We start from the raw sequence: 18465 nt of genomic DNA, 5'->3' as shown, positions 1-18465 counted from the left end.
CGGCTTACAACGGCTTGACGATGAACAAGCCGTCATCGTGGCCCTCTTCGGAGCCTCCGTAGACTTGTTCGGCCACAGTACGGATCTTGCTGCCACGGGCTTCGAGGATCTGGTCCATGGCGCCGGCAAACCAGCCGGTGAACATGTAATCGACCTTGCGCCCGACCTTGCCGTAGACATAGACGAATGCCGAGTGCTCGAGCTTGACGCTGGCGGTGCCTTTGTCGAGGTCGATGTCCTGGATCTTGAACAGACCCCAGCCGCGCTGCGACAGGCGCTTCATGTAGTGCTCGAACACCGCGACGCCTTCCAGGCCATGGCATTCGGCTTCCTTTTCACACCAGTGCCAGGCGGATTTGTAGCCGGCCTTGTAGAGGATTTCGGCGTAGGCGTCAGCGCCCAATACTTCTTCGATGCCCATGTGGTTGTTGACGAAGAAATGACGTGGCACGTAGAGCATCGGCAGGGCGTCGGAGGTCCAGACACCGGTCTCGCTGTCGACTTCGATAGGCAATTGCGGGGCGATCTTGGCCATGGAAACTTAACTCCAGAAAATTTTGTGTGTTGCCCCCGGCGCGGATGGCCGCGGGAAAGGATTCAGAAGTGCGGCGGCTTATTCGCCCCAGACATCTTTCAAAACGTTCACCCAGTTCTCGCCCATGATCTTGCGCACCACGCGTTCGGAATGGCCGCGCTTGAGCAGGGTTTCGGTGAGGTTGGGGAATTCGCCGACGGTGCGGATGCCCAGCGGGTTGATGATCTTGCCGAAGCTGGTCAGGCGGCGGGCGTAACCCTTGTCGTGGGTCAGGTATTCGAAGAAGTCCTGGCCGTGACCCTGAGTGAAATCGGTGCCGATACCGATGGCGTCTTCGCCGACGATGTTCATGGTGTATTCAATGGCTTCGGCGTAATCGTCGATGGTCGAATCGATGCCCTTGGCGAGGAACGGCGCGAACATGGTCACGCCGACGAAACCGCCGTGGTCGGCAATGAACTTCAGCTCTGCATCGGACTTGTTGCGCGGATGCTCTTTGAGACCCGATGGCAGGCAGTGCGAGTAGCAGACCGGTTTTTTCGATTCGAGAATGACTTCTTCGGAGGTCTTGGAACCGACGTGGGACAGGTCGCACATGACGCCGACGCGGTTCATCTCGGCGACAATCTCGCGACCAAAACCCGACAGGCCGCCGTCACGCTCGTAGCAACCGGTGCCGACCAGATTCTGGGTGTTGTAGCACATCTGCACGATGCCAACGCCGAGCTGCTTGAACACCTCGACATAGCCGATCTGGTCTTCGAAAGCGTGGGCATTCTGGAAGCCGAAGAGGATGCCGGTCTTGCCCTGCTCCTTGGCGCGACGGATGTCGGCGGTGGTGCGCACCGGCATCACCAGGTCGCTGTTTTCGCGGATCAGCTTCTGGCTGGCGGCGATGTTGTTCACGGTCGCCTGAAAGCCTTCCCACACCGACACAGTGCAGTTGGCTGCCGTCAGACCGCCCTTGCGCATGTCTTCGAACAGCTCGCGGTTCCATTTGGCAATGATCAGACCGTCGATAACGATGCTGTCGGCGTGTAATTCGGCTGGGCTCATCAGGCGTCCCCTTATTGGCGATTCATGCGCCGAATCGTCTGCCGGCGCTTTGGGGCCAGCATATGCCTCGGTGTCGGGGCGACCGGGTGCAAAAACGACAGGGGAATTGCCGAAAGCGTCAATCCGCGACAAAGGGTCGTCAGCCGCCCTCCTCGGCTGGCTGTTCAAGCCCGCGCGCTTGCGCCAGAATCTGCCGCAGCCTGCACCTACCCACGGATTAGAGCGACCCCAATGAAATCGATCTTCCTCGCCCTGGCATTGATTGCGACCGGCGTCCACGCCGCCGAAGAGTCCGAGAACAACCCGTGCGACGCGGTGGAAAACGACATCCAGACCCTGGAATGCTCCGCCTACAGCCGCAGCACCGCCGAAGACCTGCTCAAGGACAACTACGCCAGCCTCAACGAACGCATGCAGGCCGCGTACGGCAAGAACCCGACGCAACTGGCCGACATCACCGCCAAACTGAAAACCGCCCAGCAGCAATGGCTGAAAACCCGCGACGCCGATTGCGCAGTGGAAGCGTTTCCGGCGACCGCAGGCAGCAAAGCGTTCACCATTGCGCAGAACGATTGTGTGGCGCGGATGAGTGATGAACGGTCGGAGTTTTTGGAGTCGATCGGGCAGGAGTGAGTGTTTGAGCTGTAAGCTGAACCTCTTAAGCCAGTCTAAGGATTCCCATGAACATCTGCGGCATTGAAATCAAAGGCAGCGAAGCGATCATCGCCGTGGCTGCGCTCGACGGTTCGACCTTGAGCCATGTCCCACTCGCCACGAAAAAGATTGCTCTGGATGACGATGACGAGGCGGCGAACGTGCGGCGGTTCGCGGCGCAGGTGGCGTCGTTTGTGCGCGAGAACTCGGTGGACCGGATTGCGATCAAGAAGCGCAGCAAGAAGGGTGAGTTTGCCGGGGGGCCGACGACGTTCAAGATTGAGGGCGTATTTCAGTTGCTGGATGGTTGTGAGGTGACGCTGCTGTCGCCGCAGACGATCAATGCGCAGGCCAAGAAGCACAATTTCGAGCTGCCGGGGACTTTGAACAAATATCAGCATGAGGCTTATAAAGCGGCGTGCTCGGCGTTGGTGAAAAAGTAACCAAGAGCAAGATCAAAAGATCGCAGCCTCCGGCAGCTCCTGCATTGGAATGCATTTCCCTGTAGGAGCTGCCGAAGGCTGCGATCTTTTGACTTTCAGGCCTGTGCGGTACGCCGATCCTCGCGCGGGCAGCGGGCGAAACGTGCGCGATAACTGCGGGTGAAATAAGACGGTGATTCAAAGCCGCAGGCAATGCTGACTTCCAGCACGCTCATGTCGGTCTGGCGCAACAGCTGCCGGGCCTTTTCCAGGCGCAAGCGCAGATAGAAATTACTCGGCGTATCGTTCAGATGCAGCCGGAACAAGCGCTCCAGTTGCCGCCGCGTGACCTTGATCGACTCCGCCAGTTGCAGCGTGGTCAGCGGCGGTTCGCTGTGCTGCTCCATCTCGCCGATCACCTGCACCAGTTTCTTGTTGCTGATGCCGTAACGCGTGGCGACTTCCATGCGCTGGTGATCCTTGCGCGGGCGGATGCGCCCCAGCACAAATTGCTCGCTGACCTGAATCGCCAGTTGCGGGCCGTGGGCCTGGGCGATCAGGTCGAGCATCAAGTCGATAGAAGCCGTGCCACCCGCCGAAGTGATCCGCCGGCGGTCGATCTCGAACAGCTCCTGGGTCACGCTGAGCTGTGGATAAGATTCCCTGAACGCATCGATCGCCTCCCAGTGCAGGGTCAGGCGATAGCCGTCGAGCAGGCCTGCTTCGGCAAGGACGAAGCTGCCGGTGTCGATCGCACCGAGGGTTACGCCGTCCTTATCCAGCCTGCGCAACCAGTGCTCCAGCGTCGGCGTGATGAACTTCAGCGGTTCGAAGCCGGCCACCACCAGCAAGGTCGCGCCTTTCTTCAGCGGCTCCAGCGCCGCATCGGCGTTGACCGACATGCCGTTGCTCGCCAGTACCGCGCCGCCATCGGCGCTGAGCACATGCCAGCGGTACAACTCGCCGCGAAAGCGGTTGGCCACGCGCAGCGGTTCGATTGCGGAGATAAAGCCGATGGCGGAGAACCCCGGCATCAGCAAAAAGTAGAAATCCTGAGACATGGGCGCACTCGGTTGGCGGGTCGCGTGGAACGTTGATACGCCGTTTGCCGGCGGCATTCAAGCGCGCAGGTCGCTACAGTGCAATTGCCAGTCGCCGCAGTGCGCTTTTACGGGCGCATAGCTGCGTAACTTGGCCTCACCGGTGCGCAGATGCCGGGAACCACAATAATCGAACTGCCGAGGAACCCGACATGAAACGACTGATCAGCAGCTGCGTTCTTGCACTCAGCGGTACCGCTTTCTTCAGCACCGGCGTGATGGCGGCCGAACCGGCGTCCTGCAAGAACGTGCGCATGGGCGTGGTCAACTGGACTGACGTGATCGCCACCAGTGCCATGACCCAGGTCCTGCTCGACGGCCTCGGCTATAGCACCAAACAGACCAGCGCCTCCCAGCAGATCATTTTCGCCGGGATTCGCGACCAGCGCCTGGACCTGTTCCTCGGCTACTGGAACCCGCTGATGACCCAGACCATCACGCCGTTCGTCGAAGCCAATCAGGTCAAAGTGCTCGAAGCACCGAGCCTGAAAGACGCCCGCGCGACCCTCGCCGTGCCGACTTATCTCGCCGACAAGGGTTTGAAAACCTTTGCCGACATCGCCAAATTCCAGAAAGAACTGGGCGGCAAGATCTACGGCATCGAGCCAGGCTCGGGCGCCAACACGCAAATCAAGGCAATGATCGCCAAAAACCAATTTGGCCTCGGCAAGTTCCAGCTCGTCGAATCGAGCGAGGCCGGCATGCTCGCCGCCGTCGATCGCGCGGTGCGTCGCAAGGAAGCCGTGGTGTTCTTCGGCTGGGCACCGCACCCGATGAACGTCAATATCCAGATGACCTACCTGACCGGCAGCGAAGACGCCCTCGGCCCGAACGAAGGCATGGCCACGGTGTGGACGGTCACCGCGCCGAAGTACGCCGAGCAGTGCCCGAACATCGGCCGTCTGCTGACCAACCTGACCTTCACCGCCGAAGACGAGAGCCGGATGATGCAGCCGCTGCTTGACCACAAGGACGCTTTCGAATCGGCGAAGCAATGGCTCAAGGATCACCCCGAAGACAAGCAGCGCTGGCTCGAAGGGGTGACGACTTTCGATGGCAAACCGGCCGCTGAAAATCTGCAACTGACCAGCAAATAACCCCTCGATTGAAGAGCCGCTCACCCTGACCCTCTCCCCAAGGGAGAGGGGAATTTGACGACGCTTCGCAGCCCCGCCACGGGCTGCGAACAGACCCATCACGCCTGAAGGAAAACGCACCATGAACCACGACGTCATCATCACCTGCGCACTTACCGGTGCTGGCGACACGAGCGCCAAAAGTCCACACGTGCCGGTCACCCCGAAACAGATTGCCGCAGCAGCGGTGGAAGCGGCCAAGGCCGGCGCCACCGTCGTGCACTGCCATGTCCGCGATCCGCAGACCGGCAAGTTCAGCCGTGACGTGGCGCTGTACCGCGAAGTCATGGAGCGCATCCGCGAGGCGGACGTCGACATCATCGTCAACCTCACCGCCGGGATGGGCGGAGACCTGGAAATCGGCGCTGGCGAGAACCCGATGGAGTTCGGCCCGAACACCGATCTGGTCGGCCCGCTGACCCGTCTCGCCCACGTTGAAGAGCTGCTGCCGGAAATCTGCACCCTCGATTGCGGCACGCTGAACTTCGGCGACGGCGACACCATTTACGTCTCCACCCCGGCGCAACTGCGTGCCGGGGCCAAGCGCATCACCGAGCTGGGCGTAAAGGCCGAGCTGGAGATTTTCGACACCGGGCATCTGTGGTTCGCCAAGCAGATGATCAAGGAAGGCTTGCTCGACAACCCGCTGTTCCAGCTGTGCCTGGGCATCCCGTGGGGCGCGCCGGCCGACACCACCACCATGAAAGCCATGGTCGACAACCTGCCGGCCGACGCGGTGTGGGCCGGTTTCGGCATCGGCCGCATGCAGATGCCGATGGCGGCGCAAGCAGTGCTGCTGGGCGGCAACGTGCGGGTCGGGCTTGAGGACAATCTTTGGCTGGACAAAGGCGTGCTGGCAACCAATGGGCAATTGGTTGAGCGCGCCACGGAAATCCTCAGCCGCCTCGGCGCTCGCGTGCTCACCCCGGCGGAAGGTCGCAAAAAAATGGGCCTGACCCAGCGCGGCTGATCCCATCACCCATTTCACCTGTAGGAGCTGCCGAAGGCTGCGATCTTTGCCTTTGATTTTTAGAAGCAAGATCAAAAGATCGCAGCCTTCGGCAGCTCCTACAGGGTCCTCGACCATCAGGGAAAACCTATGCGCTTTATCACCGAAATCAAAACCTTCGCCGCGCTCGGCAGCGGTGTCATTGGCAGTGGCTGGGTCGCGCGCGCCCTCGCCCATGGCCTCGACGTGGTGGCCTGGGACCCGGCGCCCGGCGCCGAAGCGGCACTGCGCCAACGCGTGGCCAATGCCTGGGGAGCTTTGGAAAAGAGCGGCCTGGCGCCGGGCGCCTCGCAGGATCGTCTGCGCTTTGTCACCACCATCGAGGAGTGCGTACGCGACGCCGATTTCATTCAGGAAAGCGCCCCCGAGCGGCTGGAGCTGAAACTCGATCTGCACAGCAAAATCAGCGCCGCGGCCAAACCCGATGCGTTGATCGGCTCCAGCACTTCAGGCCTGTTGCCGAGCGAGTTCTATGAGAGCTCGACGCACCCCGAGCGTTGCGTGGTCGGGCATCCGTTCAACCCGGTCTATCTGTTACCGCTGGTGGAAGTGGTCGGTGGCAAACACACCGCGCCCGAGGCAGTGCAAGCGGCGATGCAAGTCTACGAATCCCTCGGCATGCGCCCGCTGCATGTGCGCAAGGAAGTCCCCGGGTTCATCGCCGATCGCCTGCTCGAAGCGCTGTGGCGCGAGGCGCTGCACCTGGTCAATGACGGCGTGGCGACCACCGGCGAAATCGACGATGCGATTCGCTTTGGCGCCGGTTTGCGCTGGTCGTTCATGGGTACGTTTTTGACTTACACCCTGGCCGGTGGCGATGCCGGCATGCGTCACTTCATGGCGCAATTCGGCCCGGCGTTGCAATTGCCGTGGACGTATCTGCCCGCACCGGAGCTTACCGACAAGCTGATCGATGATGTGGTCGATGGCACCAGCGATCAGCTTGGCCGGCACAGCATTTCGGCGCTGGAGCGCTATCGTGATGATTGTCTGCTGGCGGTGCTCGAGGCGGTGAAAACCACCAAAGAGAAGCATGGGATGGCGTTCAGCGAGTAACCATTCAGCAGGTCTGGCCCCTTCGCGAGCAAGCCCGCTCCCACATTGGTGTTGTGAACGACGCAGATTCAGTGTGGGAGCGGGCTTGCTCGCGAAGGCTGCAGTCCCGCCAACATCAACATCGGAGCCGTGCAATGCCCCACCTCACCACCTACCAAACCACCATCATCGCCGACTGGGTCGACTACAACGGCCACCTGCGCGATGCCTTCTACCTGCTGATCTTCAGCTACGCCACCGACGCGCTGATGGATCGTCTCGGCATGGACAGCAACAACCGCGAAGCCAGCGGCCATTCGCTGTTCACCCTCGAACTGCACCTCAATTACCTGCACGAAGTGAAGCTCGACAGCGAGGTCGAAGTGCGTACGCAGATCATCGGCCACGACAACAAACGCCTGCATCTCTATCACAGCCTGCACAAGGTCGGTGATGCGCAGGAACTGGCCGGCAATGAACAGATGCTGCTGCACGTCGACCTCGCCGGCCCGCGCTCAACGCCGTTCAGCCCCGATACGTTGCATCGCCTGCAAGCCATCGTCGCTGACCAGACCGACCTGCCCGCCCCTGCTTACATCGGCCGCGTGATCGCGCTGCCACCCGCCCGGTAATCCCTTCGATCAGGAGCCGCCATGAATACCGCTGCCGCTGTTGCCGATTTTCGTACTTATCCGTTGATCAGCGCGCTGCGTGGCGTGCAGGGTCTGGCGGATCGCGTTGTCATCGAATGGGCCGACGGGCGTGTCAGCCCGTTTCACCACGTCTGGCTGCGCGACAATTGCCCGTGTGATCAATGTGTCTACAGCGTCACTCGCGAGCAGGTCTTTGAAAGCGTCGATGCCGCCGAGGATTTGCAACCGCTGGCCACGCGCATCGACACCGATGGCGGCCTGCGCCTCGACTGGGAAGACGGTCACCTCAGCCGCTTCGACCCGGGCTGGTTGCGCGCTCACGCCTATGACGACCAATCCCGCGCCGAGCGCCTGGCCGGTAAACCGCAAAACCGTTTGTGGCACAGCGATCTGCAGTTGCCGGTGTTCGAATACACCGCGCTGATGAACGACAACGCTGCACTGCTGCAATGGTTGCTCGCCGTGCGCGACATCGGCCTGACCCAAGTGCGCGGCGTGCCGACCGAGCCCGGCTCGCTGAAATCCATCGCGCAACGGATTTCCTTCATTCGCGAGAGTAATTTTGGCGTGCTGTTCAACGTGCAGTCCAAGGCCGATGCCGACAGCAACGCTTACACCGCATTCAACCTGCCATTGCACACGGATCTACCGACTCGTGAGTTGCAACCGGGGCTGCAATTTCTGCATTGCCTGGTGAATGATGCCGAGGGCGGCGAGAGTGTTTTCGTCGATGGCTTTGCGATCGCCGATGCCTTGCGTCAGGAGGATCCGCAGCTGTTTCAGGCCCTGTGTGAAATCCCCGTGGAATTTCGCAACAAGGACCGGCACAGCGACTATCGCTGCCTGGCGCCAATCATCGCTTTGGATGCGCTGGGCCGGGTGGCGGAAATTCGCATGGCCAACTTCCTGCGCGGGGGGTTCGATACGTCGGTGGCGCAGATGCCGTTGCTCTATCGAGCTTATCGACGCCTTATCGCGATGACCCGCGAGCCGCGGTTTCGGCTGGTGCAACGGCTCAATCCGGGGGAGTTGTGGTGCTTCGATAACCGCCGCACGTTGCATGCGCGCAATGCCTTTGATCCGGCCACCGGGGCGCGGCATTTTCAGGGCTGCTATGTCGATCGGGATGAGTTGTTGTCGCGGATTCTGGTGTTGCAGAGGTAGACCTGTGGGAAGCTGGCTTGCCAGCGATGGCGTCAGCTCGATCAACATCCCGCCCCCTGATTCACAGGCAAAAAAAACTCCGATCAAGCCGTGACAGGATCGGAGCTGAGGAGGGTACTGTTGAGGAGCTGCCAGGCGAGGGTGACCAAACCTTCGTGAAGCGAGCTGGAGCCAGTGTGCCTACTCGCCAAGCCAGTCGATTAGCCGAAAACGACCTGTTCATAGTCGTCCCGGCCACCGCGACAAAACGCCCTTGCCGCGTCCGGTCGGGGCCACCAGAATCGAGCCAAGACCTCCGTTGCCACAGAAGGATTTGCGTGATGATGTACGCCGATTTGATTGACCAGGAAGATCTGTTGGGCCAGCTCAAGGCCTTGGGTATTCAGGTGCCGAGCGGTACCACCGCCGAGCAGGCCTGCGAGTGTGCGGTGCGCGGGCTGGACAACGTGCGCGCCTTTGAACTGCGCAAGATGGTCAAGGACATGTACACCAGTGGCGCGAGCATTCAGCCGGCGGTGCGTCAGGCGATCGACAAGCAGTTGTTGCCGGCACTCGCGGACTATCAGCAAAGTCATAGCGCCTGACAGGTACTCTTCGCGAGCAAGCCCGCTCCCACATTTGAAATGCATTCCAGTGTGGGAGCGGCTTGCTCGCGAAGAACGATGACTCGGTTTATAGCCTTACGCTGGCAAACGTCGACTCATTACGCGCCTGACTCAACGCCGACATCGGCCCCGACAGCGGTGACATCACGATGGCCTGCGGCAGTGGCAGCATTGCCACTTGCTGGGTGGTGTTGGAGCCGACGCGCTCGTCACGCGGCGGAATGCCGAAATATTCGCGGTAGCACTTGGAGAAATGCGGCGTAGAAACGAAACCGCACACCGACGCCACTTCGATGATCGACATCGGCGTCTGCTTGAGCAGTTGCCGGGCGCGGATCAGCCGCAGCTTCAGGTAATAACGCGACGGCGAGCAGTGCAGATATTTCTGGAACAGCCGCTCCAGCTGTCGACGCGACACCGCGACATACACCGCCAGTTCATCGAGGTCGATCGGCTCTTCCAGATTGGCTTCCATCAGCGCGACGATTTCCTGCAGCTTCGGCTGGTTGGTGCCGAGCATGTGCTTGAGCGGCACGCGCTGGTGATCCTGTTCATTGCGGATGCGTTCATAGACGAACATTTCCGAGATTGCTGCCGACAATTCGCGGCCATGATCACGGCTGATCAGGTGCAGCATCATGTCCAGCGGCGCGGTGCCGCCGGAGCTGGTGAAACGGTTACGGTCGAGGGTGAACAGGCGTGTGCTCATGGCCACTCGCGGAAACGCTTCCTGCATCGCCGCCAGACATTCCCAGTGCACGCTGCAATCGAAGCCGTCGAGCAGGCCGGCGCAGGCCAGCGCCCAGCTACCGGTACACACCGCGCCAAGCCGCTTGGACTGGCGCGCCTGGCTTTGCAGCCAGGACACATGTTCACGGGTCACGGTGCGTTGAATGCCGACCCCGCCGCAGACGATAACAATGTCCAGTGGCGGGGCTTTGTGCATGGAGGCGTCGGGGGTGATCTGCAGCCCGTCACTGGCCCAGACCTGGCCGCCGTCAACGGTGAGGGTGCTCCAGCGATACAGCTCGCGACCGGACAACTGGTTGGCCATGCGCAGCGGCTCAACGGCGGACGCCAGGGAAATCAGCGTGAAATTGTCCAGCAGCAGAAAGCCGATGGATTGAGGCGCACGGTTCTGGGGTTGGGCCCCGGAGTTGAACGTCGTCATCGCGGTATCTCCTCACACAAAGCGGGTGGTGGCCTCAGGCGGAGGCTCTTGTTATTGCCGGCGTTCTCACAAGGGAAGCAGGCTTTGTTATGACAGAGCAATTGCCATGCCTAAAGTTGGATGGCCATTCAATAACTCCTGAAAACGACCTCGCGACGTGTCTATTCGAGACCTGCGAACAGGGCATTTCGAAGTGCCATCAAGCGTCGAGAACGCCCTGCTCCGCGCTCCGTGAGCAGATCGGTAGCACTTGTGGGAACAGGGCTGGAGCGGTTTTGCAAAGAGTGTCACCGCAAGCACGGTCGATGAACGGTCTGGTAGCGACTCATCGGTCACGACTGACAACCACTCTTATCTGATTGCGACGCGCCAAAAGGTGGCGCGGTTGAATTTCGGTGATCGTTTGGTGAGCAGTTTTGACTGGTCTGGCCCCTTCGCGAGCAGGCTCGCTCCCACAGTAGATCTCCAGTGAACACAAAATGTGTGAACCCCAGGGTTCAAATGTGAGAGCGGGCTTGCTCGCGAAGCATTCAACTCGGTGCTGCTGACTCAGCACTCAACCGCACTGACCGCCAACCCGCCCCGCGAGGTCTCTTTATATTTGTCATGCATATCCGCGCCGGTATCACGCATGGTGCGGATCACCCGGTCCAGGGAAATGAAGTGCTGGCCATCGCCGCGCAGGGCCATCTGCGCCGCATTGATAGCCTTCACCGCCGCAATCGCATTGCGCTCGATGCACGGCACTTGCACCAAGCCACCGACCGGGTCGCAAGTCAGGCCGAGGTTGTGCTCCAGGCCGATTTCCGCTGCGTTGCACAGCTGCTCGGGGGTAGCGCCGAGAATCTCTGCCAACCCCGCCGCCGCCATGGCGCAGGCCGAACCGACCTCGCCCTGGCATCCGACTTCCGCGCCAGAGATCGATGCGTTCTTCTTGCACAGAATCCCGACCGCCGCCGCGCCGAGGAAATAATCGACGACGTTGGCGTCGGTCACTGCCTCGCTGAATTTCATAAAGTAGTGCAACACCGCCGGAATGATCCCCGCCGCGCCGTTGGTCGGCGCGGTAACCATGCGCCCGCCGGCGGCGTTTTCTTCATTCACGGCGAGGGCGAACAGGTTGACCCACTCCATGGCGCTCAGAGTCGAGCCGATGACATTGGGTTTGTTCAGTTCCTGCAGGCTGCGGTGCAACTTCGCCGCGCGCCGGCGCACGTTCAGGCCACCAGGCAGAATGCCTTCGTGCTTCAAGCCTTGTTCGACGCAATCCTGCATCGCCCGCCACAGCTTCATCAGCCCGGCGCGGATTTCTTCTTCGCTGCGCCAGACCCTTTCGTTGGCCATCATCAGTTCGGCGACGCGCAGGTTGTGCGTTTTGCACAACTGCAGCAGCTCGACCGCGCTGGAGAAGTCGTAGGGCAATTCGGTGCGGTCGAGGTCGACTACACCGCTGGCCGCTTGCGCCTCGTCCACGACAAAGCCGCCGCCGACCGAATAGTAGGTGTCACGGTGCAGCTCACCGGACTCGCCTTCGGCAATCAGCGTCATGGCATTGGGATGGAACGGCAGGTTTTCATCGATCAGGCGCATGTCGCGCGCCCAGACAAACGGCACCGCTAGGCTGCCATCCAATAGAAGCGTGTCGGTTTCACGCAGCGCCTGAATGCGCGGGCCGATCTGCGCCGGGTCAATGGCGTCCGGCCATTCGCCCATCAGGCCCATGATCACCGCGTTATCGCTGCCGTGACCGATGCCGGTGGCCGACAGCGAACCGAACAACTGCACCTCGATCCGGCGCACCTGCTCCAGCTGATGCTTGCCGCGCAGCGACTCGACGAACATTGCGGCGGCGCGCATCGGCCCGACGGTGTGGGAACTGGAAGGGCCGATGCCGATTTTGAACAGGTCGAAAACGCTGATAGCCATTGCTGCAGAGCTCCTGAGAATACCGGACCGGGCGGCCAAAGCGCCCGCTGGCGGAGCTGCTACGCTCAAGCTGCGATCCGCCGAATGCCGGCATCATCGGGCTTTTGTCGGCGCGCACGGCGTCTGACACCGACGCACTCATGTCCAGCAGCGTCGTTACGGTTTAGCCCCGCAAATGCGCCGTTTTTATGCAGATCAGAAGGCCATCGAGGGCGGAAAAAAGCTGTAAGCGACGTCACCGACACTGGAAGCGACCATCCCTGTACTGGATACGACCCTCCCTGTAGGCGTCAGATTTTCACTGGTACATGATCGGGATGACTCGATTGCAAGGCGCTGCGGTAGAGCTGTCTTCAGAACGCCACCAACCGCAACCCATAAGTGCGGTGGTCCACAGTCGGAACACTGCCAAAAAAAACACCAAGGAGTCCATCCATGAAAGGTTCCCCGTCGTTGTTGTTGGCCGCCCTGCTGAGTCTGCCGTTACTGGCGCAAGCCGCAGAACCGGCCCAGTGCAGCCTCGTTAACTTCTCCGATGTCGGCTGGACCGACATCACCGCGACCACCGCCACCACCTCCGTTGTTCTCAACGCCCTCGGCTACAAGACCAAAACCACCATGATCTCCGTGCCCGTGACCTACAAGTCGCTGGCCGACGGCAAGAACATGGACGTGTTTCTCGGTAACTGGATGCCGACCATGGAGAACGACATCAAGCCGTATCGCGATGCCGGCACTGTCGACACCGTGCGCACCAACCTCAAGGGCGCCAAGTACACCCTCGCCGTGCCGCAAGCCCTGTACGACAAAGGTCTGCATGACTTCGCCGACATCGCCAAATTCAAGAAAGAGCTCGACGGCAAGATCTACGGCATCGAGCCGGGCAACGACGGCAACCGGCTGATCCAGAGCATGATCGACAAGGACGCCTTCGGCCTGAAGACCGCAGGCTTCAAGATCGTCGAATCCTCCGAGGCCGGCATGCTCTCGCAAGTCGACCGGGCGCAGAAGCGCGACACCGCCGTGGTCTTCCTCGGCTGGGCTCCGCACCCGATGAACAAGCGTTTCAAGATTCAATACCTGACCGGCGGCGACGATTTCTTCGGCCCCGATTTCGGTGCGGCCACCGTGGCGACCAACACCCGCAAGGGTTACGCCGAAGAATGCAGCAACGTTGGTCAGCTGTTGAAAAACCTGGAGTTCACCGTCGACATGGAAAGTGAACTGATGGGCAACATCCTCGACGACAAGATGAAGCCTGACGCGGCCGCCAAGGCCTGGCTGAAAAAGAATCCACAGGTGCTCGATACCTGGCTCGCTGGCGTGACCACCATTGACGGTAAACCAGGCCTGGAGGCCGTGAAAGCCAAGCTCGCGCCTTGATTTGACGAGCATCGCTTATGCCGGGCAGGCGTGCCTGCCCGGGCTGTTAATTTCCTTGCATGCGGACGTTCACTACCATGCTGATTGATCAGAAAATACCTTTAGGCCAGTACATCGCGGGCTTCGTCGATTGGTTGACGCAACACGGCGCCAACACCTTCGACGCAATCGCCGTGACACTGGAAACGATGATCCACGGCGTGACGTTTGCGCTGACCTGGTTCAACCCACTGGTCTTGATTGGCCTGATTGCAATCCTTGCCCATCTGATTCAACGCAAGTGGGGCCTGACCGCGTTCGTGGTCGCCTCGTTCCTGCTGATCCTCAACCTGGGGTACTGGCAGGAAACCATGGAAACCCTCGCCCAGGTGCTGTTCGCCACCCTGGTCTGCGTGTTGATCGGCGTGCCGCTGGGTATCGTCGCCGCGCACAAACCGATGTTCTACACCATGATGCGGCCGGTGCTCGATCTGATGCAGACCGTACCGACCTTCGTTTACCTCATTCCTACCCTGACCCTCTTCGGGCTGGGTGTGGTACCGGGCCTGATCTCCACGGTGGTCTTCGCCATCGCGGCGCCGATCCGCCTGACCTACCTGGGCATCCGCGATGTCCCGCAAGAACTGATGGACGCCGGCAAGGCCTTCGGCTGCTCGCGTCGCCAATTGCTCTCAAGGATCGAACTGCCGCACGCCATGCCAAGCATCGCGGCCGGCATCACCCAGTGCATCATGCTGTCGCTGTCGATGGTGGTGATCGCGGCACTGGTCGGCGCCGACGGACTCGGCAAACCGGTGGTCAACGCACTGAACACTGCTGATATTGCGCTGGGCTTCGAAGCAGGTCTGGCAATCGTACTGCTGGCGATCATGCTCGACCGTATCTGCAAACAACCCGACGCCAAAGTAGGGGGTGACGCATGAGCATAATTCGCTTCGAAGACGTCGACGTAATCTTCTCCAAGGACCCGCGCGAGGCACTCAAGCTGCTCGATCAGGGCATGACCCGCAACGAGATCCTGAAGAAGACCGGCCAGATCGTCGGCGTGGAGAAAGCCACGCTGGACATCAACAAAGGCGAGATCTGCGTGCTGATGGGCCTGTCCGGCTCGGGCAAGTCGAGCCTGCTGCGCTGCATCAACGGCCTCAATACCGTGAGCCGCGGCAAGCTGTTCGTCGAGCATGAAAACCGCCAGATCGACATCGCGTCCTGCACGCCCGCCGAGCTGAAGATGATGCGCACCAAGCGCATTGCCATGGTGTTCCAGAAGTTCGCCCTGATGCCCTGGCTGACAGTGCGCGAGAACATCAGTTTCGGTCTGGAAATGCAGGGCCGACCGGAGAAGGAACGCAAGAAACTGGTCGACGAGAAACTCGAACTGGTCGGCCTGACCCAATGGCGCAACAAGAAGCCTGATGAACTCTCCGGCGGCATGCAGCAGCGCGTTGGCCTCGCCCGCGCGCTGGCCATGGATGCCGACATTCTGCTGATGGACGAACCGTTTTCGGCGCTTGACCCGCTGATCCGCCAAGGCCTGCAGGACGAATTGCTGGAGCTGCAACGCAAGCTGAGCAAGACCATCGTGTTTGTGAGCCACGACCTCGATGAAGCGCTCAAATTGGGCAGCCGCATCGCGATCATGAAGGACGGCCGAATCATTCAGTACAGCGTGCCGGAAGAGATCGTCCTCAACCCGGCAGACGACTATGTGCGCACCTTCGTTGCGCATACCAACCCGCTCAACGTGCTCTGCGGCCGCAGCCTGATGCGCACACTGGACAAGTGCAAACGCATCAACGGCTCGGTATGCCTGGACCCGGGCGGCGATTCGTGGCTGGACCTGGCCGAAGGCAATACCATCAAAGGCGCACGGCAGAACGGTTCGGTGCTGAACCTGCAGAACTGGGCACCGGGGCAAGCGGTGGAAGGCCTGGAGCGCAAGCCGACGCTGGTGGACTCGAACATCGGCATGCGCGACGCACTGCAGATTCGTTATCAGACCGGCAACAAGCTGGTGCTGCACGATGACAATCATGTGGTGGGGATTCTGGGCGACAGCGAGTTGTATCACGCGTTGTTGGGCAAGAATCTGGGGTAACAAGCGCAGAAGCAAAAACGCCGCGAGACGATCGCGGCGTTTTTGTTTGAAGATCAAAAGATCGCAGCCTTCGGCAGCTCCTACAGGATAATGCGATCCATGAAGGAGCTGCCGAAGGCTGCGATCTTTTAAAGGAACAATGCGGTGTCTCCGGAGAAACACCGCGCTCGGTGTTTAGCTATAAACCCGACCCAGCAACTGCCGATGGCTCTCGAACTGATCCAGCACATCCCGGGTAATCTGCTCCGGCGTAAAGCCCATCAAGTCGTAATCCTGACTGCCGTTGTGCAGATACACCTCAGCCCGGTAATAACGCTGCCGCGCTTCATCGGACTGCGCCGATTCGGTCGGGGTCGCCAGATAACCGTCCAGGCTGACTTCGTAAACGAAAGGGTTGCCCTCTCCCATCTCGACCCGCACGCCCATGCAACGTTTGGCCTTGCCCAGCAGCGTCTGCACTTCAATGCCCTGATTGCGCAATTGCGCGGCGGCGTCTTCCAGCGCCGGGGTGACGTGCTTGTCCATGAAACGCTGAACCACCGATTGGCTCGGTTGCAGATCCAGTTGCGTCAAGCGCTCGCTGAAACCGCGACGTCCGCGCTCGGCCAGTTGCGCCTGCTCCTGCTCGATCTGCACGTCCTGACGCATCGCCTTGTGCAGGCCGAACATGAAGCAGATCAGCACCACCGAGAACGGCAGGCCGGCCAGCACCACCATGGTCTGCATGGCTTCGAAGTTGCCGGCGAACAGCAGGCCGATGGTCACCAGCGTGATCACTACCGACCAGAAAATCCGCAGCCAGTGCGGCGCATCTTCATCGACGTTACCGCCCTTGCACGAAAGATTCGCCATCATCACCGCGCCGGAGTCGGCCGGGGTCAGGAACAGCACGAAGCCAACGAAGATCGACACACCGATGACGACTTTCGACGCAGGGTAGTGCTCAAGCAATTGATAAATCGCCATCGACGGCTGTTCCAGTGCCGTCTTGCCCAGCTCCACCGCGCCGTGGTTCATCACCAGATCCAGCGCCGAGTTGCCGAAGATCGACAGCCACGCCAAAGTGAAGCCCAGCGGAATCAACAGCACGCCGGCAACCAGTTCACGCACGGTGCGACCACGGGAAATCCGCGCGATGAACATGCCCACGAATGGCGCCCAGGAAATCCACCACGCCCAGTAGAACAGCGTCCACAGGCCCAGCCAGCGATCGGACTTGGCGTTGTCGCCTTCATAGACGTACAGGTCGAACGTCTTCAGCACCACGCCGTTCAGGTAATCACCGATGTTCTGCACAAAACCATTGAGCAAGTGCAGCGTCGGGCCGAACAGCAGGACGAAGATCAGCAAGCCGCTGAACAGCACGATGTTCAGGTTGGACAGACGCCGGATGCCGTTTTCCACGCCGGACACAGCAGCGATGGTCGCCACGGTGCTCATGACGATAATCACGATCAGCAGGTTGGTGTTGCTGTGCTCCATGCCGAACAGGTTTTCCAGCCCCGACGATACTTGCAGCGAACCGATGCCCAGGTTGGTCACCAGCCCCAGCAGCGTCACGAACATGCCGAAGCCGTCAACCGCATGCCCGGCCGCGCCTTTGACCCAACGCTCGCCGACCAGCGGATACAGCGCCGAACGCAACGCCAACGGCTGGTTATGCCGATAAGCAAAGTAAGCAACGGCCAGACCGACCAGTGCGTAGATTGCCCAGCCATGCAGGCCCCAGTGCAGAAAAGTCAATTGCACGGCCTGCCGCGCGGCCAGATTGCTGGCCGACGTGCCTTCCGGCGGATTGAAGTAGTGATCCAGCGGCTCGGACGCGCCGAAGTACAACAGCGAAATGCCGATGCCAGACGAGAACAGCATCCCCGCCCAGGCGCCGTAACTGAAATCCGGGGTGTCGTCCTTGCTGCCCAGTTTGAGTTTGCCGTACGAGGAAAACGCCAGACCGACCACGAACACCAGGTACGCGGCGATCACCACCATGTAGTACCAGCCGAAGCTGCGCGACAACCAGGCCTGAGCCATCCCCAACACTCTGCCGGCCTCTTGCGGGGCGATGATCAGAATGGCGGTCAACAACAGAATCAACGCGGTCGAGGTGTAGAACACCCAACCGTTGACCGTCACCTTCTCGGGCGGGGTCTTTATTAGCGAGGCAGAACTCATGGCACAAATGCTCCAGGCAGTGCGAGAGAAGAACACAAGGCATCACGGAACCCGACCAATCGGTTAGTTGGCAGCCGACCGGCGGGTGATATAAAGACACTCCGAAAAAAGCCCGAACCTGCCGAAATGGCGCGCTGATCGCTTTCGTGGCCCCGGTGTGCGGACGTTCATCCGAAACCTGGTCCCGAGCGTCTTGCCCTTTCAACACGTCCATCGAATCGCGAACCGCGCCATGCCCCGCGCAGGTTTCGAGCCGTTTCAGGTGTCGGTTTTTATCGTCATTACACGTAGGAAAAAGCTGTAGGCAGCGACGAATTGTCGCAGATCTTATTCTTTGTTGATTGAA

At 60.5% G+C, this 18465-nt stretch carries 16 protein-coding genes and 1 pseudogene; 11 read left to right on the top strand and 6 right to left on the bottom strand.

From position 1 onward, the window contains the following. Positions 1-4: 4 nt before the first annotated feature. Positions 5-535 carry a 4-vinyl reductase gene (locus ACIGDJ_RS19085; protein ID WP_186549244.1) on the bottom strand — a complete coding sequence of 177 codons (531 nt, stop codon included), beginning with the start codon at positions 533-535 and terminating at the stop codon, positions 5-7. Between the two features lie 78 nt (positions 536-613). Beyond that, positions 614-1591 (bottom strand): dipeptidase, encoded by a 978-nt coding sequence (locus ACIGDJ_RS19080; protein ID WP_007962626.1) that lies wholly within the window; start codon positions 1589-1591, stop codon positions 614-616. Positions 1592-1822: 231 nt separating this feature from the next. Between ACIGDJ_RS19080 and ACIGDJ_RS19075 the strand changes: the two genes are divergently transcribed. Continuing rightward, positions 1823-2224 carry a lysozyme inhibitor LprI family protein gene (locus tag ACIGDJ_RS19075; RefSeq protein WP_341638071.1) on the top strand — a complete coding sequence of 134 codons (402 nt, stop codon included), beginning with the start codon at positions 1823-1825 and terminating at the stop codon, positions 2222-2224. A 47-nt stretch (positions 2225-2271) separates the two neighbouring features. After that, positions 2272-2688, top strand: a complete 417-nt coding sequence (locus tag ACIGDJ_RS19070) for a DUF3010 family protein (protein ID WP_016772815.1) — start codon at positions 2272-2274, stop codon at positions 2686-2688. 12 nt (positions 2689-2700) lie between these two features. Here ACIGDJ_RS19070 and ACIGDJ_RS19065 read toward each other — a convergent pair. Beyond that, positions 2701-3728: pseudogene (locus ACIGDJ_RS19065) on the bottom strand (GlxA family transcriptional regulator). A 191-nt stretch (positions 3729-3919) separates the two neighbouring features. Here ACIGDJ_RS19065 and ACIGDJ_RS19060 point away from each other — a divergent pair. The 6 genes from ACIGDJ_RS19060 (at position 3920) to ACIGDJ_RS19035 (ending at position 9348) form a co-directional block, all read left to right on the top strand. Next, a complete protein-coding gene (locus tag ACIGDJ_RS19060; RefSeq protein ID WP_101161054.1) occupies positions 3920-4864 on the top strand; it encodes a choline ABC transporter substrate-binding protein in 945 nt (314 codons plus the stop codon). Between the two features lie 121 nt (positions 4865-4985). Further along, on the top strand, positions 4986-5873 hold the full coding sequence (locus tag ACIGDJ_RS19055) for a 3-keto-5-aminohexanoate cleavage protein (RefSeq protein ID WP_101161058.1): 888 nt from the start codon (positions 4986-4988) through the stop codon (positions 5871-5873). 129 nt (positions 5874-6002) lie between these two features. Continuing rightward, positions 6003-6968: an L-carnitine dehydrogenase gene (locus ACIGDJ_RS19050; protein ID WP_101161061.1), complete on the top strand. Its 966-nt coding sequence runs from the start codon at positions 6003-6005 to the stop codon at positions 6966-6968. A gap of 134 nt (positions 6969-7102) precedes the next feature. Then, positions 7103-7579 carry a thioesterase family protein gene (locus tag ACIGDJ_RS19045; protein WP_397478616.1) on the top strand — a complete coding sequence of 159 codons (477 nt, stop codon included), beginning with the start codon at positions 7103-7105 and terminating at the stop codon, positions 7577-7579. Positions 7580-7600: 21 nt separating this feature from the next. Continuing rightward, on the top strand, positions 7601-8764 hold the full coding sequence (locus ACIGDJ_RS19040) for a gamma-butyrobetaine dioxygenase (RefSeq protein ID WP_313004975.1): 1164 nt from the start codon (positions 7601-7603) through the stop codon (positions 8762-8764). A gap of 320 nt (positions 8765-9084) precedes the next feature. Then, positions 9085-9348, top strand: a complete 264-nt coding sequence (locus ACIGDJ_RS19035) for a hypothetical protein (protein WP_008083190.1) — start codon at positions 9085-9087, stop codon at positions 9346-9348. Positions 9349-9436: 88 nt separating this feature from the next. On the opposite strand, the gene ACIGDJ_RS19030 is transcribed toward ACIGDJ_RS19035, so the two are convergent. Both ACIGDJ_RS19030 and ACIGDJ_RS19025 read right to left on the bottom strand, forming a co-directional pair. Beyond that, a complete protein-coding gene (locus ACIGDJ_RS19030; protein WP_312999553.1) occupies positions 9437-10540 on the bottom strand; it encodes a GlxA family transcriptional regulator in 1104 nt (367 codons plus the stop codon). A 549-nt stretch (positions 10541-11089) separates the two neighbouring features. Continuing rightward, positions 11090-12466: an L-serine ammonia-lyase gene (locus ACIGDJ_RS19025; RefSeq protein WP_397478617.1), complete on the bottom strand. Its 1377-nt coding sequence runs from the start codon at positions 12464-12466 to the stop codon at positions 11090-11092. 435 nt (positions 12467-12901) lie between these two features. Between ACIGDJ_RS19025 and ACIGDJ_RS19020 the strand changes: the two genes are divergently transcribed. The 3 genes from ACIGDJ_RS19020 to choV all read left to right on the top strand — a co-directional run bounded on the left by ACIGDJ_RS19020 (position 12902) and on the right by choV (position 15947). Next, positions 12902-13849 carry a choline ABC transporter substrate-binding protein gene (locus ACIGDJ_RS19020; RefSeq protein WP_016772806.1) on the top strand — a complete coding sequence of 316 codons (948 nt, stop codon included), beginning with the start codon at positions 12902-12904 and terminating at the stop codon, positions 13847-13849. A 77-nt stretch (positions 13850-13926) separates the two neighbouring features. Then, positions 13927-14772, top strand: a complete 846-nt coding sequence (choW, locus tag ACIGDJ_RS19015; protein ID WP_397478618.1) for a choline ABC transporter permease subunit — start codon at positions 13927-13929, stop codon at positions 14770-14772. Beyond that, positions 14769-15947 carry a choline ABC transporter ATP-binding protein gene (gene choV, locus ACIGDJ_RS19010; RefSeq protein WP_034153601.1) on the top strand — a complete coding sequence of 393 codons (1179 nt, stop codon included), beginning with the start codon at positions 14769-14771 and terminating at the stop codon, positions 15945-15947. Before choW ends, choV begins: the two co-directional genes overlap by 4 nt. A gap of 174 nt (positions 15948-16121) precedes the next feature. Here the strand turns inward: choV and betT are convergent, their stop codons facing one another. Continuing rightward, positions 16122-18119 (bottom strand): choline BCCT transporter BetT, encoded by a 1998-nt coding sequence (gene betT, locus ACIGDJ_RS19005; RefSeq protein WP_101161077.1) that lies wholly within the window; start codon positions 18117-18119, stop codon positions 16122-16124. Between the last annotated feature and the right edge of the window lie 346 nt (positions 18120-18465).

Origin of the sequence: Pseudomonas sp. NPDC079367 (assembly GCF_044542195.1) — a bacterium.
GTDB lineage: Bacteria > Pseudomonadota > Gammaproteobacteria > Pseudomonadales > Pseudomonadaceae > Aquipseudomonas.
Note: the sequence above shows the minus strand (reverse complement) of the source record. Positions and strands in the feature narration are given on the sequence as shown.

What these genes read in the sequence shown, in the direction of transcription:
- ACIGDJ_RS19060 (WP_101161054.1), top strand. Translation starts at nt 3,920, where the DNA reads ATGAAACGACTGATCAGCAGCTGCGTTCTTGCACTCAGCGGTACCGCT.
- ACIGDJ_RS19075 (WP_341638071.1), top strand. Translation starts at nt 1,823, where the DNA reads ATGAAATCGATCTTCCTCGCCCTGGCATTGATTGCGACCGGCGTCCAC.
- choV (WP_034153601.1), top strand. Translation starts at nt 14,769, where the DNA reads ATGAGCATAATTCGCTTCGAAGACGTCGACGTAATCTTCTCCAAGGAC.
- ACIGDJ_RS19080 (WP_007962626.1), bottom strand. Translation starts at nt 1,591, where the DNA reads ATGAGCCCAGCCGAATTACACGCCGACAGCATCGTTATCGACGGTCTG.
- ACIGDJ_RS19055 (WP_101161058.1), top strand. Translation starts at nt 4,986, where the DNA reads ATGAACCACGACGTCATCATCACCTGCGCACTTACCGGTGCTGGCGAC.
- ACIGDJ_RS19035 (WP_008083190.1), top strand. Translation starts at nt 9,085, where the DNA reads ATGATGTACGCCGATTTGATTGACCAGGAAGATCTGTTGGGCCAGCTC.
- ACIGDJ_RS19045 (WP_397478616.1), top strand. Translation starts at nt 7,103, where the DNA reads ATGCCCCACCTCACCACCTACCAAACCACCATCATCGCCGACTGGGTC.
- choW (WP_397478618.1), top strand. Translation starts at nt 13,927, where the DNA reads ATGCTGATTGATCAGAAAATACCTTTAGGCCAGTACATCGCGGGCTTC.
- ACIGDJ_RS19085 (WP_186549244.1), bottom strand. Translation starts at nt 535, where the DNA reads ATGGCCAAGATCGCCCCGCAATTGCCTATCGAAGTCGACAGCGAGACC.
- ACIGDJ_RS19030 (WP_312999553.1), bottom strand. Translation starts at nt 10,540, where the DNA reads ATGACGACGTTCAACTCCGGGGCCCAACCCCAGAACCGTGCGCCTCAA.
- betT (WP_101161077.1), bottom strand. Translation starts at nt 18,119, where the DNA reads ATGAGTTCTGCCTCGCTAATAAAGACCCCGCCCGAGAAGGTGACGGTC.
- ACIGDJ_RS19025 (WP_397478617.1), bottom strand. Translation starts at nt 12,466, where the DNA reads ATGGCTATCAGCGTTTTCGACCTGTTCAAAATCGGCATCGGCCCTTCC.
- ACIGDJ_RS19020 (WP_016772806.1), top strand. Translation starts at nt 12,902, where the DNA reads ATGAAAGGTTCCCCGTCGTTGTTGTTGGCCGCCCTGCTGAGTCTGCCG.
- ACIGDJ_RS19050 (WP_101161061.1), top strand. Translation starts at nt 6,003, where the DNA reads ATGCGCTTTATCACCGAAATCAAAACCTTCGCCGCGCTCGGCAGCGGT.
- ACIGDJ_RS19070 (WP_016772815.1), top strand. Translation starts at nt 2,272, where the DNA reads ATGAACATCTGCGGCATTGAAATCAAAGGCAGCGAAGCGATCATCGCC.
- ACIGDJ_RS19040 (WP_313004975.1), top strand. Translation starts at nt 7,601, where the DNA reads ATGAATACCGCTGCCGCTGTTGCCGATTTTCGTACTTATCCGTTGATC.